This is a genomic window from Streptomyces sp. NPDC088252, from assembly GCF_044740965.1.
Classification (GTDB): Bacteria; Actinomycetota; Actinomycetes; order Streptomycetales; family Streptomycetaceae; genus Streptomyces.
Genome location: NZ_JBIURS010000024.1, coordinates 58,385 through 82,988, shown reverse-complemented (window position 1 = coordinate 82,988; position 24,604 = coordinate 58,385). Strand labels below are relative to the sequence as shown.

General features: G+C 71.4%; 21 protein-coding genes and 1 pseudogene. 10 read left to right on the top strand and 12 right to left on the bottom strand.

What is annotated here, in order from left to right:
• Window positions 1–108 precede the first annotated feature (108 nt).
• The 7 genes from ACIOHC_RS34750 to ACIOHC_RS34720 all read left to right on the top strand — a co-directional run bounded on the left by ACIOHC_RS34750 (window position 109) and on the right by ACIOHC_RS34720 (window position 7,360).
• Entirely contained in the window at window positions 109–1,131 is a 1,023-nt protein-coding gene (locus ACIOHC_RS34750) for an AraC family transcriptional regulator (protein WP_351074186.1), read from the top strand.
• A gap of 385 nt (window positions 1,132–1,516) precedes the next feature.
• Entirely contained in the window at window positions 1,517–2,575 is a 1,059-nt protein-coding gene (locus tag ACIOHC_RS34745; protein ID WP_351074187.1) for a 3-keto-5-aminohexanoate cleavage protein, read from the top strand.
• Between the two features lie 82 nt (window positions 2,576–2,657).
• Window positions 2,658–3,629 (top strand): quinone oxidoreductase, encoded by a 972-nt coding sequence (locus tag ACIOHC_RS34740; protein ID WP_365691298.1) that lies wholly within the window; start codon window positions 2,658–2,660, stop codon window positions 3,627–3,629.
• 39 nt (window positions 3,630–3,668) lie between these two features.
• Window positions 3,669–4,586 (top strand): TauD/TfdA family dioxygenase, encoded by a 918-nt coding sequence (locus ACIOHC_RS34735; protein WP_351074189.1) that lies wholly within the window; start codon window positions 3,669–3,671, stop codon window positions 4,584–4,586.
• 30 nt (window positions 4,587–4,616) lie between these two features.
• Window positions 4,617–5,948 carry an MFS transporter gene (locus ACIOHC_RS34730; RefSeq protein WP_351074190.1) on the top strand — a complete coding sequence of 444 codons (1,332 nt, stop codon included), beginning with the start codon at window positions 4,617–4,619 and terminating at the stop codon, window positions 5,946–5,948.
• Window positions 5,945–6,529 carry an RBBP9/YdeN family alpha/beta hydrolase gene (locus tag ACIOHC_RS34725; protein ID WP_401845404.1) on the top strand — a complete coding sequence of 195 codons (585 nt, stop codon included), beginning with the start codon at window positions 5,945–5,947 and terminating at the stop codon, window positions 6,527–6,529. Before ACIOHC_RS34730 ends, ACIOHC_RS34725 begins: the two co-directional genes overlap by 4 nt.
• Before the next feature lie 639 nt (window positions 6,530–7,168).
• Complete coding sequence (locus ACIOHC_RS34720; protein WP_351074192.1) at window positions 7,169–7,360, top strand: hypothetical protein; 192 nt, start codon at window positions 7,169–7,171, stop codon at window positions 7,358–7,360.
• A 107-nt stretch (window positions 7,361–7,467) separates the two neighbouring features.
• Here the strand turns inward: ACIOHC_RS34720 and ACIOHC_RS34715 are convergent, their stop codons facing one another.
• The 10 genes and pseudogenes from ACIOHC_RS34715 to ACIOHC_RS34670 all read right to left on the bottom strand — a co-directional run bounded on the left by ACIOHC_RS34715 (window position 7,468) and on the right by ACIOHC_RS34670 (window position 17,719).
• Window positions 7,468–9,162, bottom strand: a complete 1,695-nt coding sequence (locus tag ACIOHC_RS34715; RefSeq protein WP_401845403.1) for an IclR family transcriptional regulator C-terminal domain-containing protein — start codon at window positions 9,160–9,162, stop codon at window positions 7,468–7,470.
• A 173-nt stretch (window positions 9,163–9,335) separates the two neighbouring features.
• The gene (locus tag ACIOHC_RS34710; RefSeq protein WP_401845401.1) at window positions 9,336–10,514 is read right to left on the bottom strand and encodes a 4-hydroxybenzoate 3-monooxygenase; all 1,179 of its coding nucleotides are present in this window, start codon (window positions 10,512–10,514) and stop codon (window positions 9,336–9,338) included.
• A 5-nt stretch (window positions 10,515–10,519) separates the two neighbouring features.
• Complete coding sequence (gene pcaD, locus ACIOHC_RS34705; protein ID WP_401845444.1) at window positions 10,520–11,692, bottom strand: 3-oxoadipate enol-lactonase; 1,173 nt, start codon at window positions 11,690–11,692, stop codon at window positions 10,520–10,522.
• Between the two features lie 141 nt (window positions 11,693–11,833).
• Window positions 11,834–13,225 (bottom strand): annotated as a pseudogene (gene pcaB, locus ACIOHC_RS34700) (3-carboxy-cis,cis-muconate cycloisomerase); the annotation flags it as partial.
• Window positions 13,212–13,778, bottom strand: a complete 567-nt coding sequence (gene pcaG / locus ACIOHC_RS34695) for a protocatechuate 3,4-dioxygenase subunit alpha (protein WP_351074195.1) — start codon at window positions 13,776–13,778, stop codon at window positions 13,212–13,214. The pseudogene pcaB and the gene pcaG, both read right to left, overlap by 14 nt.
• Window positions 13,778–14,548, bottom strand: coding sequence for a protocatechuate 3,4-dioxygenase subunit beta (gene pcaH, locus ACIOHC_RS34690; protein ID WP_351074196.1), 771 nt, complete (start codon window positions 14,546–14,548; stop codon window positions 13,778–13,780). Before pcaH ends, pcaG begins: the two co-directional genes overlap by 1 nt.
• 10 nt (window positions 14,549–14,558) lie before the next feature.
• On the bottom strand, window positions 14,559–15,749 hold the full coding sequence (locus ACIOHC_RS34685) for a thiolase family protein (protein ID WP_351074197.1): 1,191 nt from the start codon (window positions 15,747–15,749) through the stop codon (window positions 14,559–14,561).
• Window positions 15,746–16,402, bottom strand: coding sequence for a CoA transferase subunit B (locus tag ACIOHC_RS34680; protein WP_351074198.1), 657 nt, complete (start codon window positions 16,400–16,402; stop codon window positions 15,746–15,748). The genes ACIOHC_RS34685 and ACIOHC_RS34680 overlap by 4 nt, the downstream gene beginning before the upstream one ends.
• Window positions 16,402–17,166: a CoA transferase subunit A gene (locus ACIOHC_RS34675; protein ID WP_351074199.1), complete on the bottom strand. Its 765-nt coding sequence runs from the start codon at window positions 17,164–17,166 to the stop codon at window positions 16,402–16,404. The genes ACIOHC_RS34680 and ACIOHC_RS34675 overlap by 1 nt, the downstream gene beginning before the upstream one ends.
• 211 nt (window positions 17,167–17,377) lie before the next feature.
• On the bottom strand, window positions 17,378–17,719 hold the full coding sequence (locus tag ACIOHC_RS34670) for a hypothetical protein (protein WP_401845399.1): 342 nt from the start codon (window positions 17,717–17,719) through the stop codon (window positions 17,378–17,380).
• Window positions 17,720–17,834: 115 nt separating this feature from the next.
• On the opposite strand from ACIOHC_RS34670, the gene ACIOHC_RS34665 reads away from it, so the two are divergent.
• Window positions 17,835–18,053 carry a hypothetical protein gene (locus ACIOHC_RS34665; protein ID WP_365691285.1) on the top strand — a complete coding sequence of 73 codons (219 nt, stop codon included), beginning with the start codon at window positions 17,835–17,837 and terminating at the stop codon, window positions 18,051–18,053.
• On the opposite strand, the gene ACIOHC_RS34660 is transcribed toward ACIOHC_RS34665, so the two are convergent.
• Complete coding sequence (locus ACIOHC_RS34660) at window positions 18,037–22,266, bottom strand: S8 family serine peptidase (protein WP_365691283.1); 4,230 nt, start codon at window positions 22,264–22,266, stop codon at window positions 18,037–18,039. The two genes, ACIOHC_RS34665 and ACIOHC_RS34660, sit on opposite strands and share 17 nt — an antisense overlap.
• Window positions 22,267–22,357: 91 nt before the next feature.
• Between ACIOHC_RS34660 and ACIOHC_RS34655 the strand changes: the two genes are divergently transcribed.
• Both ACIOHC_RS34655 and ACIOHC_RS34650 read left to right on the top strand, forming a co-directional pair.
• Window positions 22,358–23,320 carry a helix-turn-helix domain-containing protein gene (locus ACIOHC_RS34655; protein ID WP_351081721.1) on the top strand — a complete coding sequence of 321 codons (963 nt, stop codon included), beginning with the start codon at window positions 22,358–22,360 and terminating at the stop codon, window positions 23,318–23,320.
• A 30-nt stretch (window positions 23,321–23,350) separates the two neighbouring features.
• On the top strand, window positions 23,351–23,668 hold the full coding sequence (locus ACIOHC_RS34650; protein ID WP_351081723.1) for a peptidase inhibitor family I36 protein: 318 nt from the start codon (window positions 23,351–23,353) through the stop codon (window positions 23,666–23,668).
• A gap of 215 nt (window positions 23,669–23,883) precedes the next feature.
• Here ACIOHC_RS34650 and ACIOHC_RS34645 read toward each other — a convergent pair whose 3' ends face one another.
• Window positions 23,884–24,183: a hypothetical protein gene (locus ACIOHC_RS34645; protein ID WP_351081725.1), complete on the bottom strand. Its 300-nt coding sequence runs from the start codon at window positions 24,181–24,183 to the stop codon at window positions 23,884–23,886.
• Between the last annotated feature and the right edge of the window lie 421 nt (window positions 24,184–24,604).

Sequence of the window (24,604 nt, the reverse complement as noted above, 5' to 3'; positions counted from 1 at the left end):
AGGGGTCCGTCGCGGTGGTGCAACGCTAGGTCACGACGCGGCCGATGGCTTGACGTGACGGGACATCTCACTTATCACTTGGGGGCGAAGCCCCTCTGGAGCGCGCCCATGAAGCCTCTTGTCCGCAATGCAGCGCTGAACAGCTACGTCGAGGTCAGCCAGTCGCTGGGCATCGATCCGCGGGCCCTGATGAAGCGCGTGGGCCTGGACCCCGTCGGCCTCGCGGTCCAGGACAGATGGATACCCGGCGCGGCGGTCGCCCAGCTGCTCGAACTCTCCGCGGCGGCCTCGCGGCGCGGGGACTTCGGCCTGCTCCTCGCCGAGCGGCGCAGCTTCTCCAATCTCGGCCCCATCAGTCTGGTCCTGCGCGACGAGCCCGATGTCCGCAGCGCCCTCGAACTTCTCGTCCGCCATGAGCACATGTACAACGAGATGCTCCGCAGCCGGCTCTCCGGGGCGAACGGCCTGGCCACCCTCAAGGTGAGCCTCGAACTGGGTGAGGCGTTGGCCGCCCGCCAGGCCACGGAGCTGGCCGTGGGTGCCTTCCACGGGGTCCTGCGCAGCTTTCTCGGTGCCCGGTGGCAGCCGTTGTCCGTGTGCTTCACGCACGACGCGCCGGCGGACCCCGGTACCCACCGGCGCCTCTTCGGCCCCGTGGTGGAATTCGACCGGGAGTTCAACGGTATCGTTTTCTACGCCGGCGAGCTCAAGGCTCCCAACCCCATGTCGGACCCGCTGCTACGGACCTACGCCCGGCAGTATTTCGAGTCCATCGCGGTCTCGAAGGACACCACCGTGCTGGACCGCGTGCGTGAGCTGATCGAAGTCCTGCTGCCCACCGGGCGCTGTTCGATCGAGCAGGTCGCAGACAGCCTCGGCATCGACCGGAGGACGATCCACCGGCACCTCGCGGCCTCGGGCGAGACGTTCTCCGCGGTTCTCAACGCCACACGTACCCAGCTCGCGCAGCAGCTGGTGGCGAACCCACGCCGCTCGTTCACGGAGATCTCCGGGCTCCTGGGATTCTCGGCACCGAGTGCTTTCTCGCGCTGGTTCCGCGAGCGGTTCGGCTGCAGCCCGAGGGAGTGGCGGATCCGCGGTACCGGGCAGCAGCCTTCAGGCGAGAAGTGACCACCAAGGTTTCTGCGCAGGGGAACGGAACGGCAGTTCACGCCGTACCCCGGCATGCCCCTGTCCGAGTCCGGGGACGACGGCCGCAAGGGTAGGCATGTCCCCAAGCGGCAAGTCTTCTGTCCCCTTTGGTCAAGCGCGCGCCCTGGCCCGCCCTTAACGTTGCTTCACCGCAAGGGACATGGCCGATCCCACGAGAGCGGGCAGAAATCCTGCCCGCAGCCGAATGTTCCCTCCCGGGCCTGCTGATCGTATCCGAGCCCCCGGCGAGCCCGGGAACCCCGTCTGCATTCCCGCGTCTGCCCCTCGCAAGCCCTTTGGGCCTCGCATCGAAGGCAGTGATGCGTGCGGCGAGTGAAGACCCATCCGACAAAGGAGATGGACCGTGCACTTCTTCGACGACTCCCTGTATCCGGAGAACCAGGAGAGGCTGGTCATCCAGGCCGCGCCCTACGGGCCGGAATGGTTGCCCGGTGACGCCGACGACCTACCGCTCACCATGGACGAGCACGTGCAGGCGGCCGTCGACTGCTACAACGCCGGTGCCACGGTGCTGCACATACACGTGCGCGAGCTCGACGGTCACGGATCCAAGCGCATCTCCATGTTCAACGAGCTGATGGCCCGCCTGCGGGAGGCCGTGCCGGACATGGTCCTGCAGATCGGCGGGTCGATCTCCTTCGCCCCCGAGGACGAGGGCGGCGACGCCAAGTGGCTCAGCTACGACACTCGCCACATGCTGGCCGAGATCACTCCCAGGCCCGACCAGGTGACGATCGCGATCAACACCAACCAGATGAACATCGTCGAGCTCTTCGACGACGAGGACATCGAGGGCACGTCGATCGCCAAGTCCGGCTACTACAAGGCCTATCGGGACATGGTGGTCGAGGCGGGGCCGGACTTCTACCTAGAGCACCTCGAGCGGCTCCGTGCCAATGGCATCCAGCCGCACTTCCAACTCGCCAACATGGCACAGCTGGAGACCGTGGAGCGGCTGATCCGCAAGGGCATCTACAGCGGGCCGCTGGTGCTCAACTACGTTGCCATCGGCGGCGGTTTCGCCGGACGGCACCCGGCCGACCTGATCGAGTTCATCCGCCGTGTCCCGGACGGCGCCGTGCTCACCATCGAGGCATCCATGCGCGCGGTGGCGCCGATGAACGCCATCGGCATCGCCCTCGGCACGCATGTGCGGGTGGGCAACGAGGACAACCTGTGGCGGCACAAGGGCGAGCGGATGTCCTCCGTGGAGCAGGTCGAGCAGATGGTGAAGATCGCCCATGGGCTCGGGCGCGAGATCGCCACCGGGCAGGAGGCGAAGAAGATCTACAAGCTCGGCGAAGTGTACTCGGACGCCGACGAGACCCTGGCTCAGCTCGGCATGGTGCCCAACCGCCGCCCCGGTCGCCGCGGTTCCATGCTGCGCGACCTCAAGAGCTGACCCGACCCCACTGGCGGCGGCGCGGGTTCCCGCCGCCGCCCCCCACACACACAGCCACACACACGAGTAGACGGAGCGCACCTTGGTACACGCCATTCGATTCCACGAAACCGGTGGCCCTGACGTCATGCGGTGGGAAGAGGTCACCGTCGGCGACCCGGGTCCGGGCGAGGTACGGATCCGGCACGTCGCCGTAGGACTCAACTTCGCCGACACCTATTTCCGCACGGGCCTGTACCCCGCTCCACTGCCTGCGGGGCTCGGCGTGGAGGCCTCGGGCGTGATCGAGGCCGTGGGCGAGGGCGTGTCGCATGTCGCCGAGGGCGACCGTGTGACGTACACCGGCAGTCCGCTGGGTGCTTACAGCACGGAGCGGGTCATGCCCGCGGATTCACTCATCAGGCTGCCGGACGAGATCGGATGCGAGACCGCCGCGGCGATGACCATGCGCGGACTCACCTCGGCGTACCTGCTGCGCCGGATCCACCCGCTGAATCCCGGCGACACCGTGCTGCTCCACGCGGCGGCCGGCGGCGTCGGTCTGATCGTCTCCCAGTGGGCGAAGCTCCTCGGTATCACAGTGATCGGCACGGTCTCCAGCGAGGAGAAGGCCGAGGTCGCCCGCGCCCACGGCTGCGAACACATCATCTACTACCGGCGCGAGAACGTGGCCGAGCGGGTGCGTGAACTGACCGACGGCAAGGGCGTCCCGGTCGTTTTCGACAGTATCGGCAAGGACACCGTCGCCGGGTCCATGGCCTCGCTGCAACGCCGCGGCCTGCTGGTGTGTTTCGGCACGGCATCCGGAGTCCCGCCGCTCGACGCCATGCAACTGGCCATCAACGGTTCGTTGTTCGTGACCCGCCCCGCGCTGGCCGACTACATCGCCGATCCGGCGGAGCGGGACTCCCTGGCCGCTGAGCTGTTCGGGCACGTCGCGGCCGGCCGCATCAAGATCGAGACCAACCAGCGCTACGCCCTTCAGGACGCGGTGCAGGCGCATCGTGACCTGGAAGCGGGCCGGACCATGGGATCTTCCGTCTTCGTCCTCTGAGCTCGCCGCGCCCCGCACGTGACCCCCAGGAGTGAGCACATGCCCCAGACTGTCCGCCCGAAGGAAGACACGCCCGCCCTGGTACGTCCGGGCGCCCTCCGTACCTCGATCAAGGTTGAGCCGCTGACCTGCACCATCGGCGCCCAGCTGTCCGGTGTGAACCTCGGCGACGCAGCGCGCGACGGCGACTTGTTCTCAGAGATCAAGGCGCTGCTGCTGCAGTACAAGGTCCTGTTTCTGCGTGACCAGGACATCACGCGTGCCGAACACACCGCCTTCGCCGGGCGCTTCGGCCCGCTGGAGGACCATCCGGTGGTCGGCAGCGACCCCGACCACCCGGGGCTGGTCCGCATCTACAAGGATATGGACAGCAAACCCGAGCACTACGAGAACGCGCTGCACTGCGACGCAACCTGGCGCACGTGCCCGCCCATGGGCGCAGTGCTGCGCTGCGTGGAAACACCAGACGTGGGCGGTGACACGATCTGGGTCAACATGGCCGAGGCCTACCGCAGGCTGCCGGAGCACATCAAGACGCAGATCGCGGGCCTGCGCGCGCGGCACAGCATCGAGGCGACCTTCGGTGCCGTGATGCCGATGGAGCAACGCCACGAGCTGAAGGCCCGCTTCCCGGACCCGGAGCACCCGGTGGTGCGTGCCCACCCGGAGACCGGCGAGGAGATTCTCTTCGTCAACGCCTTCACCACGCACTTCGTCAATTACCACACGCCCGAGAACGTGCGTTTCGGCCAGGACTACGCGCCCGGAGCAGGCAGTCTCCTGAACTACCTGATCAGCCAGGCGGCCGTCCCCGAGTACCAGGTGCGCTGGCGTTGGCAGAAGAACAGCGTCGCCGTCTGGGACAACCGCTCCACCCAGCATTACGCCGTCCAGGACTACTGGCCCGCCGTCCGCAGGATGGAGCGCGCGGGGATTGTCGGCGACCAACCTTTCTGAGCCCCGACCAGAGACGAAGAGGTGATGCCAATGGGACTGCACACTGCCGGCACAACGGTGCCAGGGACGTCTCCCGCCGCACCGGCCGTATCCCGTAGCTATGCCTGGCTGGTGTTCGCCCTCGGTTTTGGGCTGCTGCTGTCCGACTACATGTCGCGACAGGTCCTCAACGCGGTCTTTCCCCTGCTGAAGGCGCAATGGCTGCTCTCCGATGCCGAGTTGGGCTCCCTCAGCGGCATCGTGGCCCTGATGGTCGGTGTGCTCACCTTCCCCCTGTCGCTTCTGGCGGACCGCTGGGGCCGGGTCAGGATCTTGGTCATCGCCGCGACGGCCTGGAGCCTGGCGACGCTGGGCTGCGCCATTTCCGCGAGCTACGGCCAGATGTTCCTGGGCCGGTTCATGGTGGGCGTCGGAGAGGCGGCCTACGGGAGCGTCGGCATCGCGGTGGTCCTCAGCGTGTTCCCCATCGGTTTGCGGGCCACACTCTCCGGAGCCTTCATGGCGGGGGGATCGTTCGGATCCGTGCTGGGTGTGTCGATCGGCGGTGTGATCGCCCAGGAGCACGGCTGGCGCTGGGCGTTCGGCGCGATGGGAATCCTCGGGCTGGCCCTGGCCGCGGTCTACGGCCTCGTGGTCACCGAGAAGAGGCTGGGCCGGGCGTCCATCCGTGACAGCGCCGTGTCCGGCGAACGCGCCCCCATCCGGACCCAGCTGCCACGACTGTTCTCCTCGGTCTCCGTGGTCTGCGCCTACATAGGCAGCGGGCTGCAGATGTTCATCGCGATGGCCCTGCTCGCGTGGATACCCAGTTTCCTCAACCGGTACTACGCCATGCCTCCTGCGAAGGCCGGCCTGGCCGCCGGGGTCTTCGCACTGATCAGTGGCATTGGCATGATCCTCTGCGGGATCGTCGCGGACCGCCTCAGCCGGAAGGCCGCGGCCCGGAAGTGGATCGTCGCGATCGTCTGCGCTCTCGGGTCGTTCGTGCTGTTGATGGCGGGATTCCACCTGCCGGCCGGCCCGCTGCAGCTCGTGCTGATCGCGGCCGGGACCCTGGTGGCCGGCGGTACGGCCGGTCCGGCGGCCGCCATGGTGGCCCATCTGACCCCCGCCGCCATCGCGGCGACGGCTTTCGCCACCCTTACACTGGCCAACAGCCTGCTGGGGCTGGCTCCCGGGCCCGCGGTGACGGGCATGCTCGCGGACCACCTGGGCCTGCTCGGCGCACTGCGGGTGATCCCGCTCGTCGCGCTCGCGGGCGGCGTGGCCTTCACCATCGGCAAGTTCTCCTACGAAAACGATCTGCGCCGACTGGGCCTGCTCCCCGACCTGGCGCTCAGGATCCCGGAGTTGCAGTCATGAGTCTCAGCGCACTGCCGACGCTCGTCATCGTCCCTGGGCTGCGCGATCATGTGCCGGACCACTGGCAGACGGTCCTCGCCAACAAGATCGCCGACGCCCGAACCGTTCCCCCGCTGGAGAAGGACAGGCTGAGCCGCGATGCCCAGGTTGCCGCACTGAACGAGGCGCTGTCGGACGTCCGCGGCCCCGTCCTGCTGGTCGCCCACAGTGCAGGGGTGATGACCACTGTGCACTGGGCACAAGGACACCGGCGTCCGGTCGAGGGGGCGTTGCTGGCCACGCCGCCCGACTTCGTCACCCCGCTGCCGGACGGCTATCCCACCCTGGAAGTCCTGCGCGAAAACGGCTGGACGCCGACGCCGCGAACGCCCCTGCCCTTCCCCAGCATCGTCGCGGCGAGCACGAACGACCCCCTGGCCGATGTCGATCACGTCGTCGATCTCGCCCGGGCATGGGGGAGCCGCCTCGTGGACCTCGGCCCGGTCGGACACCTCAACCCCGCCTCCGGCTACGGCTCATGGCCCCGGGCGGAGGAGTTCATCCGCGAGCTCGGCCGGGCCCCGTCCGACATGTCCGCCTGACCGGCGACGGCCTTCCCTCACGGCTCTCTCCTGCCCACGCCGGACAGGAGAGAGCCGCGTGCCGTCGAGCGCCCCTCATTGCCGACATGCCGCTGAGTCTCGTGGGCGCTTCCCCTGACCGACCTCCGCGCACCGGTCCCCACTCGCACGCCGATCCAGTGTCCCGCGCTCGGTGTTGCCGTCGCCGCCTGGGACGTCTCCAGGCAGCCGCTTGTCGGGGCGCAGGGGGAGCTGGTGGTGGCGGCACCGCTTCCCTCGATGCCGTTGCACTTGGTCAACGCCCCTGAGAACCAGCGCCATCTGGCGAGCTACTTCGTGTCTATCCCGGCGTCTGGCGGCACGGCGATTGGGTGACGGTCGAACCGGATCTGTCGGTCGTGGTGGCGGGACGTTCGGACTCAACACTCAACCGTATGGGCGTGCGGATGGGGTCCGCCGACATCTACGCCGTTGTGGAGCAGCCTCCCCGGATCGCGGACAGCCTGGTGATCGGCGCCGAACCGCCGGACGGCCGGTACGTGATGCCGCTCTTCGTCGTCCTCGCCGAAGGGGAATCCGTCGACGACACAGTTCGGAGTGCCATCACGACGTCGATCACACACGCTCTCACCTCGGCACGTTCCGGATGTCATCGTTCCGATGGCTGCCGTGCCGCGCACCTTGACCGGGAAGAAGCTGGAGGTCCCCGTCAAGCGCATCATCCAGGGAGCCCGCGCCGCTGATGTGACCGCCGAGGGTGCCGTCACCCACCCCGAGGTGCTGGCCGGGTTCGAGGAGTTCGCCACCAGGCTCCCTTCCGGACACCGACGCGGCCGCCAAGACGGCAAATGATCTCCATGCCCCCTCCTCGGACGGACCGCTTCACCGGATCCATCAGTTGCGTCGAAGCGGTGTGGTCGAGGCCGCGGCGACACGAAGGGGATAGCGGGCCCGAGCCGTCAGGGGATCGCGAGCCGGGCCCGTTCCGTCACGACCGTCAGGTCCTCCTCGATCGCGGCAGCCGCCGCCGTGAGCGCGGGGAGCACTGCTTGCCGCAGATCGTCCAGGGTGCCCCGGCTGGCGTGGGTGGAGACGTTCACGGCGGCCACCACCCGGCCGGTGCGGTCGTGCACCGGCACCGCGATCGACCGCAGGCCCTCCTCCAACTCCTGGTCCACCAGGGCATGACCGTCCCGCCGCGTCTGCGCCACGGCCTCGGCGAGATCGGCGGCATCGACCCGGGTGAACGGCGTGAGCGGCCGCACCGAGGCCCGGGCCAGTCGCTCGACCGCCTCCTGCTCGGGCAGACCGGCCAGCAGTACCCGGCCCATGGAGGTGGCGTACGCCGGGAAGCGCGTGCCGACCGTGATGTTGACGCTCATGATGCGCACGGTGTGCACCCGGGCGACATACATGATGTCGTCGTCGGCCAGTACCGCGACGGACGCCGAGTCGTGAACCTGCTCCACCAGCCGGGCCAGATGGGGCTGCGTGATCTCCGCGAAGGTCAGCCGGGAGAGGCGGGCGTAGCCCAGTTCCAGCACCGTGGGCAGCAGTGTGAAGCGACGCCCCTCACCGGCTGCGGTCGCGTACCCCAGCTGCTGGAGGGAGAGCAGCGCCCGGCGGGCGGTGGCACGGGCCAGGCCGGTGGCCTCCGCGGCACCGGAGAGGGTGAGCCCACCGGGTGCCGAACCCAGGGCGGTGAGCACGGCCAGACCGCGGGTCAGCGACTGCAGGAATTCCGGACCCAGCTCCGCCTTGGCGGTGCGTGAGGTGTCCGGGCCGCCGGGTGCGGGCGGCGTGGCCGTCGGTGCGGGGGAACCCAGGGCCGCCTCCATCCGCGCCCCGTACTCCCGCAGCCGGGGCAGGGCGTGTTCAGCCAGCGACCGAGCGCTGTGCCTGCTGGTGTGACTGACCACGCTGAGCGCGCACACGGTGCTGCCGTCGGGCGCGTGGACGGGGACTGCGACGGCGACCAGACCGGGCTCGATCAGCTGGTCGTCGACGGCCCGGCCGGCGTCCCGTGCGTCGGCCACTCGTTGCCGGAAGGCGGACTCCACCTCGTCGGGGGCCGGTGGCGCCGGACGGGGTGGAACCGCGGGGAAGCCGACGTCGCGGGGGTCGTCGCGCAGCCGGGCGCGCCAGGCCGCTTGCTGCTCGGGGCTCCAGTCGGCGGCGAAGAGGGCACCTGGGGCGCAGCGCTCGGCGGGCAGCAGGTCGCCGATCTGGAAGGCCAGCGCCATGGTGCGCCGCCGGGTGGACTGGCTGATGAACCGCACCCCGGCGCCGTCCGGCACCGCGAGGGAGACCGACTCGTCCAGCTCGTCGGCCAACGCGACGGCCAGCGGTTCCAGGGCGTCGGGGAGGCCGGAGCAGGCGAGGTAGGCATTGCCCAGCTCCATCAGGCGCGGCGCGAGCAGCACGTCGCGGTCGTCCTCGATGCGCAGATATCCCAGGTGGGTGAGGGTGCTGACGATGCGGTCGACGGTGGAGCGGGCCAGGCCGGTGGCGCGGACCAGATCGCCGGGACGCATCCGCGGCCCGGGGTGGGCGGCCAGGGCGCGCAGCACGGCCAGACCACGTTCCAGCGGTCCGACCGGGTCGCCGTCGGGTGCTGCAGCGTCCGCCTTGGATGCGGTCGTGGCATGCGGCATGCGGTCCTCCTCGTCGAGCATCCGGGGTGTGCGGAAACCGTACCCGGCGGACCCTGCGGCCTCGCAGGGCGGCCGGGGCCCACGCTCCCGGTTCACCGGCGCCGGGTCCCGGGCCGCGCCTGCGGTGTGCGGCCCTTCTCCGGCCCCGCACCCGCCGCTGCGTGCGAAGGAGTTCAATCGATGCGCAGACCCGCGTAGTTCTCGGCGAGTTCCGCGGCCGCGTGTGGGGACGACGAGACACGGTCCAGTTGGGAGACCTGGAGCCGGGTCCGGAATGCGCTCTGACCCGGGTCGGTGTGCAGGGTCGTCGTCATGAAGTACGAGAAGTGCTCCGCGCGCCACACCCGCCGCAGACAGGTGTCCGAATACTCGTCGAGCAGCTCGGCGGAGCCGCTGTCCTTCAGATGGGCAAAGGCCCGGGCGAGCACGACGACGTCGGAGACAGCGAGGTTGAGCCCCTTGGCGCCGGTGGGCGGCACGATGTGCGCGGCGTCGCCGGCCAGGAAGACCCGGCCCCAGCGCATGGGCTCGGTGACGAAGCTGCGCATCGGCAGCACGGCCTTGGAGGTGATCGGACCGCGTGCGAGTCGCCAGTCGCCGTCGGTCGCGAAACGGGCGTCGAGCTCGTCCCATATCCGGTCGTCCGGCCAGTCGGCCGGATCGGTGCCGTTCGGCACCTGCAGATAGAGCCGGCTGACCGTGGGGGAGCGCATGCTGTGCAGGGCGAAACCGCGCGGCGAGTGGGCGTAGATCAGCTCGTCGCAGGACGGCGGGACATCGGCCAGGATGCCGAACCACGAGTACGGGTAGACCCGCTCGAAGGTGCTCATGACACCGTCCGGGACCGTCCTGCGGGTCACGCCGTGGAACCCGTCGCAGCCCACGACGTAGTCGCAGCTGAGAGTCCTGTCCTTGCCCCGGTGGGTGTAGTGGACGACGGGCCGGTCCGTGTCGGCTCCGGCGACCGCGTTCACCCGGGCCTGGAACAACAGCGGTGCGCCGTCGGCCACCTGAAGGGAAATCAGATCCTTGACGACCTCGGTCTGGGCGTACACCCATACCTTGCGGCCGCCGGTGAGCGACGGGAAGTCGATGCGCTGTGACCGGCGGTCCCAGCGCAGCTCGATGCCGTCGTGGACCAGACCCTCGCGGTCCAGCCGCTCGCCCGCCCCCGACTCCCGCAGCACGTCGACCGTGCTCTGCTCAAGGATGCCGGCGCGCTGGCGCTGCTCGACGTAGGTGCGGTCACGGCTCTCCAGAACGACGCAGTCGACGCCGGAGTTGTGCAGGAGCCGGGCGAGCAGCAGGCCCGCGGGGCCGCCGCCGATGATGCCGACGGTGGTGTGGTCCATGGCGGTCAGTTCTCCTCTTCGAGAATGCGGTTCGCGATGGCGAAAGCGGCGTTCGCTGCGGGCACACCGCAGTAGACGGCCGACTGGAGCAGGACTTCCTCGATCTCCGCGGGGGTGAGACCGTTGCGTCGCGCGGCCCGCACATGCATGGCCAGCTCCTCGTGGTGACCGTGGGCCACCAGCGCGGTGAGGGTGATGCAACTGCGGGTTCTGCGGCTCAGTCCGGGCCGGGCCCAGATCTCGCCCCATGCGTAGCGGGTGATGAAGTCCTGGAAACCGGCGGTGAAGTCGGTGGTGCCGGTGATCGCCCGGTCCACGTGCTCGTCGCCGAGCACGGCGCGGCGCACGGCCGTACCGGCGCGGTGCCGGGAGGCGTCGTCGGCGGGCGGGGCGGCATCGGCCGCGAAGTGCCCCAGCAGGGCGGCCAGGACCGGCACCGGACGCTCGACGTTGGCCAGGTGTGCGGCGTGCGCCACCTCGGTCAGGGCGGCGCCGGGGATGGCGTCGGCCAGCTCCCGGGCGTGCGCGACGGGCGTCGCGGGGTCCTCGCGGCCCGCAACGATCAGGGTCGGCGCGGTGATACGGGGCAGCTCGGCGCGCAGGTCGAAGCCGGCGAGTGCTTCGCAGAGCCCGGCGTAGGCCCCGGGGTCGGCCGCGGACAAGTCGTCGACCATTGCTCTGGCGGCAGGGGAGGCCGCGAAGGGCGGGGTGAACCAGCGGGCGGGGGCGGTCTCGGCGACCGGGCCGATGCCCTCGGCGCGTACCAGCCCCGCACGGTCGGACCAGCCCTCCGGCCGACCGAAGCGGGCCGAGGAGCAGAGGATCGCGAGCGAGGTGACCCGCTCGGGGTGGTGCACGGCGAGCCAGGTGCCGACGGCGCCGCCGAGCGAGATGCCGGCGTAGCCGAATTCCTCGATGCCGAGCGCGTCGGCGAGGCCGAGGACCAGCCGCCCGAGGTCGGCGACGGTGCCGCCGTCGGGCAGCAGGCCGGCCGGGGAGCCGCCGTGTCCGGGCAGGTCCCAGCGCACCACTCGGTGGGTCCGGGCCAGTGACGGGGTCTGCGGGTCCCACACGGCCAGCGAGGTGCCGAGCGAGGGGCCCAGGATCAGCGGCGGGGCGGAGCCCCGGCCGTCCACGCGATGGTGCAGCAGACGCTGCGCGGGGGCGGAAGTGCTCATGCGGTCTCCTCGTACTGAGTGTGCGGGGCTGCCCGATGGACGCTGGGTGGTCGCGGACGGCTCACGGCTCGGGCCGGTGCGGGGCTGCTCGGCTGCATCGATATCTGACGCTTCATCAAGTCGCGTTCCGGCGGGGATGGTGCGGAGCAGGGCGCGGTCCACGAGGGCGCCCGCGGAGCCCGAGTACCGCGTGGGGTCGGTCAGTTCGCGCAGCTGGTCCTGCGGAAGGACACGGGCGATGCCGGGCTCCTCCCGGAGTGCCTCGTCGAGTTCCATGCCCTGTTCGACGGCGCGGCGGGAGGCCCGGGAGAGCGCCTGCCCGGCCTCGCCCCGGCCGATCGACGCGGACAGCACCGCGGCGAGCCGCTCGCTGATGAGCAGGCCGCCGGTGGCGTCGAGGTTCTCCCGCATCCGGCGCGGGTGGACGCGCAGGCCCTCGGCCAGTTCGCCGGCATCGCGGGCGGCTCCGCCGACGAGACGCAGGGCCTGGCGCAGGGGCTGCCACTCGGCGTGCCAGGCGCCGGCCGGACGCTCGTCCTCGGCGGCGAGCCCGGCGTAGAGCATGGAGGTGAGGGCGGGGACCTGCCGGGCCGCGGCGGCGACCAGCGTGGCGCGGACCGGGTTGGCCTTGTGCGGCATGGCGGAGGATCCGCCGCCGCTGCCCTCGCCGAGTTCGCCGATCTCCGTACGGGACAGCAGCAGGACGTCGGCGGCGAGCTTGCCGAGTGCCCCGGCGGTGAAGGCGAGGGCGCCGCCCAGGTCGGCGACGGGGGTGCGCAGGGTGTGCCAGGGCAGTGTGGGCTCGGCCAGTCCGGTCTCGGCGGCGTAGCCCGCGAGCAGCCGCAGACCCGGGTCCGGGCCGGGATCCGGGCCGGCGGTCGCGCCGCCGGCCTCGGCGAACGCGTGGAAGGCCGCCAGGGTGCCGGCTGCTCCGCCGAGTTGTGCGGGCAGCGTTGCCCGGACGGCCGCGAGGCGTTCGTGGGCGTCGAGAACCAGCGAGCGCCAGCCGGCGGCCTTGAGGCCGAAGGTGGTGGGCACGGCGTGCTGGGTGAGCGTGCGACCGGCGATCGGTGTGTTGCGGTGCCCGGCGGCGAGCCGTGCCAGGGCGTCGGCCGTGCGTCCGAGGTCGGCGAGGACGGAATCCAGGGCGCGGGCGGCGACCAGCATGGTGGCCGTGTCCAGGATGTCCTGGCTGGTGGCGCCGCGGTGAACATGGGCGGCGGCCTGCCGGTCGCGATCGGCGACGGCCGCGGTCAGGTCGGCGACGAGCGGGATGACGGGGTTGCCGCCGGAGCGGGCGCGCAGTGCGAGATCCCGGACGTCGTAGCGGCCGGTCTCGGCGGCCGCCGCTGTGACGGCCTGGGCCGCCGTGGCGGGGGCGAGGCCCAGTGCGGCCTGGGCGCGGGTCAGCGCGGCTTCGGCATCCAGCATCGCGCGGACGTAGGCGGCGTCGCCGGTGGCGGCCTCGACCGGTGACCCGGCCGGCCCCGGGGAGAGGAGGCCGAGGTCCTCGTAGGCGTCAGTCGAAGGCAAGGAAGACCGTCTCCTCGTGCTCGCCGTCACCCTGCAACCGGATGTCGAAGCGGTGCAGTCGCTCCCCGTGGGCGACGGCGAGGAGTGTGGCGCGTCGCTCGGGCTCCAGGCCGGACAGCAGCGGGTCGGCCACGGCGTCGTTCAGGCCGGGCAGGTAGATCCGGGTGTGCAGATGGTGCAGCAGACCACGGGCGAAGACGATCACGGAGAGGTAGGGGACGCCGCCGGGCGGCAGCGTGCGCAGCTCGTAGTGGCCGTCCGCGTCGGTCCCGACCCGGCCGAAGCCGGTGAAGCCGACGTCGCCCCGGCCGATGACCGCTCCGGTGACGGGGTCGCGGCGCAGCGACCCGGGCGCGCCGCGGCGTGAGCCGTCGGGTGCGGGCTGCCAGATCTCGATGAGGGCGTCGGGTACGGGGGCCCCGGCGCCGTCGTAGACGTAGCCGTGGACGGTGAGGGTGTCAGGGTGTCCGGCGGGGGCGATCTCGCCGCCCTTGGCGAAGGGCAGCGCGTAGCCGTAGAACGGGCCCACGGTCTGCGACGGGGTGATGGACATCAGCGGCCCTCCTCGATCCAGGTGGCGGCCGGACCGTCGAGGACGATGTCCCAGCGGTAGCCGAGCGACCATTCGGGGGTGGACAGGTCGTGGTCGTACGTTGCGACGAGCCGTCGGCGCGCGGAGTCGTCGGTGACGGACTGGAGGATGGGGTCGTAGGGGAGGAGCGGGTCCCCCGGGAAGTACATCTGGGTGATCAGCCGCTGGGTGAAGGCGTTGCCGAAGAGCGAGAAGTGGATGTGGGCGGGGCGCCAGGCGTTGAGGTGGTTGCGCCAGGGGTAGGCGCCCGGTTTGACGGTGACGAACTCGTACGCGCCCCGGTCGTCGGTCAGGCAGCGGCCGACGCCGGTGAAGTTGGGGTCGAGCGGGGCGGGGTGGTCGTCGCGCTGATGGGCGTAGCGGCCCGCGGCGTTGGCCTGCCAGACCTCGACCAGTTGGCCGCGCACCGGACGGCCGTCGCGGTCCAGGACCCGGCCGGTGACCCTGATCCGCTCGCCAAGCGGCTCGCCCTGGTGCCGGCGGGTGAGGTCGTGGTCGAGCGCGGTGACGTCGGTGACGCCGAAGACCGGGCCGGAGAGCTCCACGGCCTCGGGGTCGTGGAGGGCGACCAGCGGCTTGCCGGGGTGGCGCAGGACGCTGCTGCGGTACGGGGCGTAACCGCGCTCGGGGTGGCTGCGCGCGGGCGCGCCGGCGGCCACGGCTGCGGCATGGGCCTCGCGCCGCTCGGCTATCTCCGCGGAGATCCGGCCTTGGGTCACAGGGGTGGTCATACGGGGTTTCCTACCTTTCCAGGACCAGGGCGAGGCCCTGTCCGACGCCGATGCACAGGGCGGCGAGGCCGGTTCCGGAGCCCGCGGCGGCGAGCTGGTGGGCGACGGCTCCGGCGATACGGGCACCGGAGGCACCGAGCGGGTGGCCGATGGCGATGGCTCCGCCGCGCGGGTTGACGACCGCGGGGTCGAGACCGGGCCATTCGGCCAGACAGCCCAGGGACTGGGCGGCGAAGGCCTCGTTGAGTTCGAACGTGGTGAGGTCGCCGAAGCCGCGGCCGGACCTGGCCAGGGCCTTCCTGACGGCTTCGACGGGGCCGAGGCCGAAGTACTGCGGCTCGACGGCGGTGACGGCCGAGGCGCGGACGAGGGCCAGCGGCTCACGACCGGTGGCCTTCAGGCCCTCCTCGTCCACGAGCAGCAGCGCGGCGGCGCCGTCGTTGAGCGGCGAGGCGTTGCCGGCGGTGACCGTACCGTCCGGGCGGAAGACGGGCTTCAGCCCGGACAGCGACTGTGGCGAGGTGTTGTCCCGAATGGTCTCGTCGCGGGTGAGGCCGACGCCCCCGACGGGCACGACCTCGCCGTCGTACAGGCCGTTCTTCCAGGCGCGGGCGGCCTTCTCGTGGCTCGCCACGGCGAAGGCGTCCTGCTGCTCGCGGGTGATGCCGTACCGGTCGGCGATCAGTTCGGCGCCCTCACCGAGCGGGACGGTCCACTGCGGCTCCAGGCGCTTGTTGACCATGCGCCAGCCGATCGTGGTGGAGAACAGCTCCTGATGGCCGGCCGGGAAGGCACGTGAGGGTTTGGGCAGCACCCAGGGGGCGCGGCTCATCGACTCCACGCCGCCCGCGACCGCGACCGAGGCGTCGCCGACCGCGACGGTGCGGGCGGCCTGGATCACGGCTTCGAGACCGGAGGCGCACAGCCGGTTGACGGTGCTGCCCGGCACGGTGACGGGCAGTCCGGCGAGCAGTACGGCCATCCGGGCGACATTGCGGTTCTCCTCACCGGCGCCGTTGGCGTTGCCGAAGATGACGTCGTCGATCCTGGCCGGGTCCAGGTCCGGAGTACGGGACAGCAGGGACCGCAGCACCCCGGCGGCGAGGTCGTCCGGGCGCACACCGGACAGGGCGCCCCCGTACTTGCCGACCGGGGTGCGGACGGCGTCGACGATGTAGACGTCACGCAGCTGACGGGTCATCGCGCGCTCCCTTCGGTGGCCGCGGCGATCCGGACCGGGGCGGCGGTGAGGCGCTGGATCTCCTCGGCGGTGACGCCCGGGGCGCGCTCCACCAGAACGAGGCCGTCGGCGGTGACGTCCAGGACGCCGAGGTCGGTGATGACGCGGTCGACGCAGGTCCGGCCGGTGAGCGGCAGGGTGCACTCCTCGACGATCTTCGGGCTGCCGTCCTTGGCGGTGTGGGTCATCGTCACGATGACCCTCCGGGCCCCGTGCACCAGGTCCATGGCCCCGCCGATGCCGGTGACCAGTTTTCCGGGAACGGCCCAGTTGGCGAGGTCGCCGCGGGCGGAGACCTGCATGGCGCCCAGCACGGCGGTGTCGATGTGGCCGCCGCGGATCATCCCGAAGGAGAGCGCCGAGTCGAAGAAGGAGGCGCCGGGCAGGACGGTGACGGTCTCCTTGCCGGCGTTGATCAGGTCCGGGTCGACCTCGTCCTCGTAGGGGAACGGGCCGGTGCCGAGGATGCCGTTCTCCGACTCCAGGACGACCTGGACGTCGGCGGGCAGGTGATTGGGGATCAGCGTGGGGAGCCCGATGCCGAGGTTCACGTACTCGCCGTCGCCGAGTTCACGGGCCGCGCGGGCGGCCATCTCGTCTCGCGTCCAGGCCATCAGGCCGACACCTCCCGGGTCGTGCGCTTCTCGATCTTCTTGTCCACGGCCTGTTCGGGAGTGAGCGCCACCACCCGCTGGACGAAGATGCCCGGCAGATGGACCTGGTCCGGGTCGATCTCGCCCGGCTCGACCAGCTCCTCGACCTCGGCGATCGTGACCCGGCCCGCCATGGCCGCCAGTGGGTTGAAGTTGCGGGACGACTTGTTGAAGACCAGGTTGCCGTGCCGGTCCCCCCTGGCTGCTCGGACCAGTGCGAAGTCGGTGGTGATGCCCCGCTCCAGCACGTACTCGACACCGTCGAACACGCGGGTCTCCTTGCGCGGCGAAGCCACCGAGACCCCGCCCGTACCGTCATAGCGCCAGGGCAGTCCGCCGTCGGCGACCTGTGTGCCGACGCCGGCCGGCGTGAAGAAGGCGGGGATGCCGCAACCACCGGCGCGCAGCCGCTCGGACAGGGTGCCCTGGGGGATGAGCTCGACCTCCAGCTCACCGGCGAGGTACTGCCGGGCGAATTCCTTGTTCGCGCCGATGTAGCTGCCCGTCACCCGGGCGATCCGGCCCGCCGACAGCAGGACCGCAAGACCGGAGTCCATCGCGCCGCAGTTGTTGGAGACCACGCCGAGCCCGCCGACTCCGGTGTCGAAGACCGCCTGGATCAGCGCGTTCGGTACGCCGCTGAGGCCGAAGCCGCCGACCGCGAACGACGCTCCGTCGGGGACATCTGCCACGGCCTCTGCGGCCGAGGTGACCACCTTGTCCATCCGCCCGCCTTTTCTGATGTTCGCCAGGTGAACTTAAGTTCATATCGTGGCTTCATTCTGATCCCATGGCACCCGGCTCGTCAACGGCCCCGGACGTCTCGGTTTCCAGGCGTACCCGCCGCGTCGAACGGACGCGCCCGCGGAACGCCCGGCGTCGGCCGGGGTTCCGCGGGCGCGTCCGATCGCGTCAGTCGCGGGGTGGGGTGGGGCGTCAGTCGATGGCACCGGACGGTGCCGGGGCCTGCTGCGCGGCGGGCCCGCGCCGGGTGCGACGCGCGATCGGTACCAGGCGGATCGCGGCCGCGCCCAGCACGCCGGTGACGGCGAAGGCGGTGAATCCGAGGCCGGCGTCGCCGCCCTCGACGACGGCGCCGCCGAGCCAGGGGCCGACGACGACCGCGCCGGTGCGGCCGAGGCCGGTGAGCCCGCCGGGGGCGGTGGCCCGCCGGGCGGACGCGTACGCGGCGGAGGTGGCCGAATACGCCACGGCCTGGGGGCTGAAGAGCCGGGTGGACGGCAGGAAGACGACTGCGCAGCCGACGCCGAGCGGCATGTGGGCCCTGAGCAGGAAGGGCCGCAGGCGGGCTGGCCGAACCGGATCGCGGCACCTCTCGCACCGCGGAGCCCGCCGCAGGGATCGTCCCGCGGCTCGCCGGGGAACTGGTCGCATGGGTGATGACGCAAGCCGTGCTCGCGTCGCATCGGTGATGACGCAAGCCGTGCTCGGCTTCACCTCCGAGGTCGAACGGTCCGACACGCCCGCGCCGAGCGGCCCGGCCGTCGTGGTCGTCGCGCTGATCCACCGGCCGCGTCGACGCGTGGACCTGGCGCCCGGACGGAGTTTCCGTCCGGGCACCCGGTCCGTGGTGATCAGTGGCGCAGCTTGAGACGGTGCACGCCGCCGTCGACGGTGCCGACGTAGAGCGTGCGGGCGTCGGGGCTCGCGGCCAGTTTGGTGGTGTCGGTGTTCTGCAGGCCGGTTGAGATGTTGTGCCAGCTCAGACCGTGGTCGGTACTGCGGAGTACGCCGCGGCCGCCTTGCAGGAGGCCGCTGGCCCCGGATCTGGTGGTGGCCGCGTAGAGCGTGTCCTCGACCCGGAGCAGGTCGGAGACATGGATCGCCAGAGCGCCGGTGTCCGAGGTGCGGAAGGTCCGGCCGCCGTCGGTGCTGACGCGGACACTCTCCCCGCCGATGACCAGGCGCCGCCCGTCGAGGTCGATCGCGGTCACCGGGCCGTCGGCGACCTTGGTGACGGTCACCCCGCCGTCGTCGGACCGGTAGAGACCGGCGGTGTTGCCGAGCCACAGACGCAGCGGATTCGCGGGGTCGCCCGCGAGGGTGTCGAAGGAGCGCTCGTGGTAGAGGTTCTTCCACGTCGCGCCGCCGTCACTGGTGGCGAACAGCCCGTGGCCCAGAAGGCTTCGGAAGCTGACCATGACCCGGTTCGGGTCGGCGGGGTGGACCAGGAGTGCCGTCGGCACCTCCGCCGAACTGCCCCTGGTCTTCCAGGTGGCACCGCCGTCGCGGCTGCGCTCGACGGTGAACGAGCCGAACGCGGTGCGCCGCACCTTCCAGATCACCTTCGGATCCTTTGCCGACACGGCGAGTTGCGGGACGGTCACGCCCCTCATGCCCTCGCCGCCCGACTGGCCCCATTCCGGGTTCGCGACGGGAAGGGCGGTGCGGTAGACCGCGCTGTCGGTGGCGGCGAGCAGGTGGCCGTCACTGACAGCGAGATCGTTGACGGTCAGTCCCTGCACGCCGATCCGCCGATATCCGGTGCCGTCCGCCGCACCCCGGTAGAGACCGTCCTGTTCGCTGGAGACGGTGACGGAACCGTCGGCCCAACGGTCGTAGTCCACCGGTAGCGCTGCGCGCGACGGCGCGGCGACCGTGGTCCACGTCCGACCGTGGTCGCGGCTGAGACGGCCGCTGCCGGACAGCGTGCTCAGGTACAGGTCGTCACCCGAGACGGTCAGGCGGAGGCCGCCGTCCGCCATGGACAGCAGGGTGGTCCAGGTCTCCCCGCTGTCACGGGAACCGACAACTCCCCGGCCCGGGACGTACACCGCCACGACCGAGGAGTCGGCGGCCAGCCCACCGACGGTCCCGCCGGACGGTTCGAAGAGCAGGCGTGCCCCGCCGGGGTTGCCCGAGCCGATGCCGGAGCGGGCCCATACACCGTGGTACGTCGTCATGTAGAGGGTGTCACCGGTGACCGCGGCGGCGGTGACGGCGCCGGTCACACCGGTCGGATACGTCGTCCAGTGGTCACCTGCGTCCGTGCTGACCAGCAGTGCGTCCGAGGTGATCGCGACCAGGGTGCGGGTCCGTTCATCGGCGGCGAGCGCCGCGATGCGGGTGTCCGGGACGTCGAGCGTGCGCCAGGTCCGCCCGTTGTCATCGGTGCGCAGGATGGCGCCCCGGCGGCTGCCGTCGTGAACGCTGTTCACGGCGTACCACCAGCGGTCGGGATTCTTCGCGTCCACCACGAGCGGACCCGTGCCGTCCGCGACGGGCAGCCGGCCCAACTGGCGCCAGGAGGCACCGTTGTCGGTGGTCAGCCAGGGGGCCGCCTTCTGGTACTGGGTGAGGACGGCCTGCTTCGGCCGACTCGGCGAGAGGGCGACCGAACCGGCCTCGCTGTTGGGGCCGACCGGCTCCCAGCGGTCCCCGCGACTGTCGACCGGGGTGACCTCGAAGGCGCCGGCGCCGGTGAGCCGCTGCCCGGTGCCGGCGGTGCCGCGTACCGAGACCCGGTAGGCGCCGGCCACGCTGCCGGTCACCTCGGCCCGGTAGTAGCCGCTGGCGGGATCGAGCGTGGAAGTGACATCGACGGCCTTGCCGCGAGGCGGGGTGACGGTGACGACCGGCGGTGCGGCCAGCCGGGTCGGCGGGGCGATGTGCACGGTCGAGTGACCGTCGCTCGGGTCGGGTGCGGCCTGGACGGCCAGATGCCGGACGGCGAGCAGATAGGGCACGTTGATCGTCGGCCCCCGGTCGGGGGTCGCCGTGAGACGGCCGCTGATCTCGGTGTCGGCGGCAGGCCGGGCGACACGCAGCGAGACCGTGACGGTCTTGGTCCTCCCGGCCGGTACGGTGACCCGCCTCGGCCAGGCCTCGGCCGGACCGTCGGTCCGCAGCGAGGTGGTGACCGGCCGCGCGCCGGAGTTCCGCAGCGTCACCTTCGCGGTGCCGCCGACCTGACGCCCGGACAGGTCGGCGAGTCCGAACGACACCGAGGCCGGTGAGGAGCTGACCGTGGCCGAGGCGGCCGCCGCCACATCGAGCCGGCCCGCGCCCCGAGTCGTGGGCCCGGTGTCGCTCAGCGGCCTCGCGGTGCCGACCAGTGCGGCCTTGATCTCGGCGGGCGTCCGGCCGGGGTGCAGCTGACGCAACAGGGCCGCCGCGCCGGCGACGTGCGGGGCCGCCATCGACGTACCCGACATGCGGTACTGGCCGGGCCCGTACAGCGACTTGGGCACGGTGGAGCGGATCTCCACGCCCGGTGCGACCAGATCGGGCTTCAGACCGAAGCTCTGTGCGGGACCGCGTGAGGAGAACGAGGCGATCCGGTCGGTGGTGTCGGTGCCGCGCAGCGTCACCGAGACCTTCCCGGCGGCGAGTCGGGCGCTCAACTCCGTGTACTGGGTCGAGTCGATGCCCATGACCACCAGGTGGTCCATGCGCAGCGAGTCGCCGGAGGCGTCGATCCGCGCGGGCGACGACGGCACTTCGGTCACTCCCGGCTCGGGGTTCACCTCCGGCGGCCGCACCGCGCCCGGCGCACCGGCGACGAACACCGGGCCGTCGTTGGAGGGCAGGCCGGCCAGCACGGCGATCGCACCACGCTTCTCCGCCTCCCGCGCCCACTCGACGGCGTTCGCCGTCAGGTACTGGGCGTCGGAGGCGACCAGCATCTGCGCCCGTACGATCTTTCCGCGTACGTCGCCGACCCGCTTCCAGTCCTCGGGGGTGCCCTCGCCGACATCGACCAGCGGCGCCGTGACCGGGCTCTTCGGCGGGTTCGCGGACAGGACGCCGCGGTAGCTCTGGATCAACTCGGGTTTCTTGCCCGCCAGATAGGCACTGGGCAGCCGTAGATTGCTCGTCGACGCGCCGACCGAGAGGACGCCGTCGGCCGTGCCGGGGCTGCTGACCGTACCCGCGCCCGGCCCGTCGTTGCCGGCTGCGGCCACCACGACGACACCGGCTCGCACGGCCGCGGTCGCGGCGCGGCCCAGCGGATCGGTGCCGTCGCCGGGGCCTCCGAGGCTCATGTTGATGACATCGGCGCGGTGCGGGTTGGCCGGGTCGGAGGCCGCCTCGATTCCGGCGATGATGTCCGACGTGTATCCGGAGCCGTCGGCGTCCATCACCTTGTAGGCCAGCAGATTCGCGCCGGGCGCCACGCCGGTGACGCCGCCCTTCTGAGCCGCCTTGCCCGCGATGATGCCGGCGACGTGGGTGCCGTGGCCGTTGTCGTCCATCGGGTCCTCGTCACCGTTGACGAAGTCGTGCCCGCCGACGACCTTGTGCCCCTTGCCGAGTCCGCCGCCCAGGTCGGGGTGGGTGTAGTCCACACCGCTGTCCAGGATCGCGACGGTGGTTCCCTCGCCTGTGACGCGGCTTCCGGCCGGGTCCTTGCGTTGCCAGACGCCGGGTGCGCCGATCAGCGGCACGCTCACGTCCGTCTTCGTCAGCACCCGGGTGTCGGGGCGGACGGCGGTGACGCCCGGCAGCGAGGACAGCCGCCCCACCTCGGACGCGGGCACCGTCATTGCCACGGCATCGATGAGCAGACCCAGTTTGCGGGTCGCCGAAGGGTGCAGCCCGGCGCTCCTCGCCGAGCCGAGGAACGTCTCCTGCCGCGCGTCGAGCGCGCGGCGGGCGGCGTCGACGCCGCGGGCGGCCTCGGCGGACAGCAGCGATCCACCGGGCGCGGCGGTGACCGCCGGCTTCCCGGACAGTTCGACGAGAACTCGTTGCGACGGGGCGGGCGTGGACGCGCTGGCGGCACCCGGTGTCGCCGCCAGCGTACCGGCGAGAACAACGGCGGCGAGGGCGGCATGACGCGATCTTCGTGACTTCATTGCCATGCGTAAAGGTCCTAGTGGTGAAGGCACTTGCCGCACAACTGATCTACGTGGCCCATTGCTGTCGCTGGCACAACTGGGCCACCATCCGTCCATGACTCCCGAGACACCGCAACTCACGGCGGCAGGAATCGATCCGTTCGACGAGAGCGTCTACCGCGCCGTTCTGACCCGGCGGACGGCGGCGCCTGCCGAACTCGCCGCGGATCTCGGCTGTTCGGCCGAGCGCGTTGCCAGGGCGCTGGACCGGCTCCGCGACCACGGGCTGGTCGGCCGGCTCGCCGGCTCCCGCCGCCGGTACGCCGCGATCGAGCCGGGCGCAGCCGTCGAGGCGCTGGTACGGACCAGAAGCAATGAGCTGGAGCGGGTCCGTTCGGCGGCCGACGAGCTGTCGCGGCTGTTCGTCGCCGCGCGAACCGGTGCGACCTGTGAGGACGAGGTGGAGATCACCACCGGCAGCGAGGCGCTCGGCCGCTGGTTCGTCCGCCTTCAGCAGGAGGCCCACGAGGACGTGATGACCCTGGACCGGCCGCCGTACGCCCTGACGACCTCCAACCCGGTGGAGGCGACGGCGCTCGGCCGCGGCGTACGGTACCGCGCGGTCTACGCCCCCGAGGCCCTGGAATGGCCGGGCGTCCTCGACGACATCCGCGAGCTGGTCCGGCACGGCGAACAGGCCCGCGTCATGCCCGGCCTGGGCATCAAACTCGCCATCGCCGACCGCAAGCTCGCCCTGATGCCGCTCTCCCTCGACCTCGACGACGTGCGCGCTGCGGTGATCCGCCCGTCCACCCTGCTCGATGCCCTCACCGGCTACTGGGAAATGTGCTGGAAGCAGGCGCTGCCTCTCAACGCCCCTGCCGAGGACCCCCTCGGTGAGGAGGACCGCCTCGTCCTCACCCTCCTGGTCAGCGGCCTCAAGGACGAGGCGATAGCCCGTCAGCTCGGCTGGTCCGTCCGCACCATGCGCCGCCGCATCAGCCGCCTGCACGACCTCCTCGGCGCCGCCAACCGCTTCCAGGCCGGAGTGATCGCGGCCCGCCGTGGCTGGTTGTGAGACAGCACGACGGCAGCAGGTGGGACGGCAATGAGTGGATGTGGTCCCGGCGCGCCAACCTCGGACGACTACGAATGCAGTGACGAGTACGTGTGCCTGTACGGGGGACATGCGGGCCGAGGCGCGACGTTCTCCACCCACGACGCCGTATCCGGCCTCCGCGCCGTGGGGTTCGACGACAGGGCGCGCAGTGCCTTCAACAGCACCAGTGAGGACCGGTGCCTGTACCAGAATGAGAACTTCGGCGGTGAATGGCGGCTTGTGGAGCCCGGTGAGACCGGTGACCTCACCGGCGAGTCCGACCGGGCGGTGTCCTCGTTGCGGCCGGAGCCTGAAGGCGGTCGCTGACCGGTCTTGCGGCCCTGGGTGTGAGACGTCCCGCATCTGCGCCCGGGGCCGACGTGTGCCCGGTGGCTTCGTTCACGTCCAGCGGTGGTGGCTCGGGCCTGTGTGATGCCGCCACGCCGCTCCTCACGCCCTCCCGGGCGGTGCGCGTGCGCGCCGCGGGCGTCCCCGTCCTGGCGTCGCCGCTCCACCTGTGCGGCGACTACCCGGAGCATTGTTCAGCGGCCATGGGCGGTCGGGTCGGCGAGGGATTCACGGGGTGCCGGGCCGGGGCGGTGATCGGTCGTGCCGGTGTCGAGCGCCTTCCGGGCGAACCGCAGGGCGTACGGCAGTGCGGCCCGGGTGAGCGGGCCCGCGCCGACGGCGACGGCCGCGGCCAGGACCACGGGCTCCGCACACACGACGGCGCGGAGCAGGGCGGCGGGAGGGGCGCACAGCCGGGCGGGCGGGCCGGGGAGTGCGAGGGTCAGGGTCCGGTCGTCGGTACCGGGGCGCGGCCAGGTGAGTTCGATGCGCATGAGACGGCCTCCGCGGAAGTGGGGCTCGGCGCCTGCGGCCCGGAGGGCGTCGCCATCGCGTACAGCGGGACAGCCTGGGCCCGGCGGAGGAACGCGGGGCGGGCCGGCCGGCGTGCGCGTCAGGCCGGAGGGGCGGAGAGGGGGGTGATGGTGGTGAGGGTCGGCTTTCTGGAATACGGGTCGGGACTGGACCGGGCGCTCATGCCGTCACCTCCTCGTGGCCGGGACACGCGCACGTGTCCGGAAACCGAAACGCCGGTCGGGCGTCTCCTCGGACTCGTCCGGCGGAGAGAAACGGGCGGCGCGGCGGCCGCACGGCCGACTCCGCCATCCAGCGGATACGGACATCTCCAAAGTTGCCGAAATTTTCGGATCTGGTCAAGGTTGTCGAAAAGGTGAGCTATGTCACGGCATTGCCGCA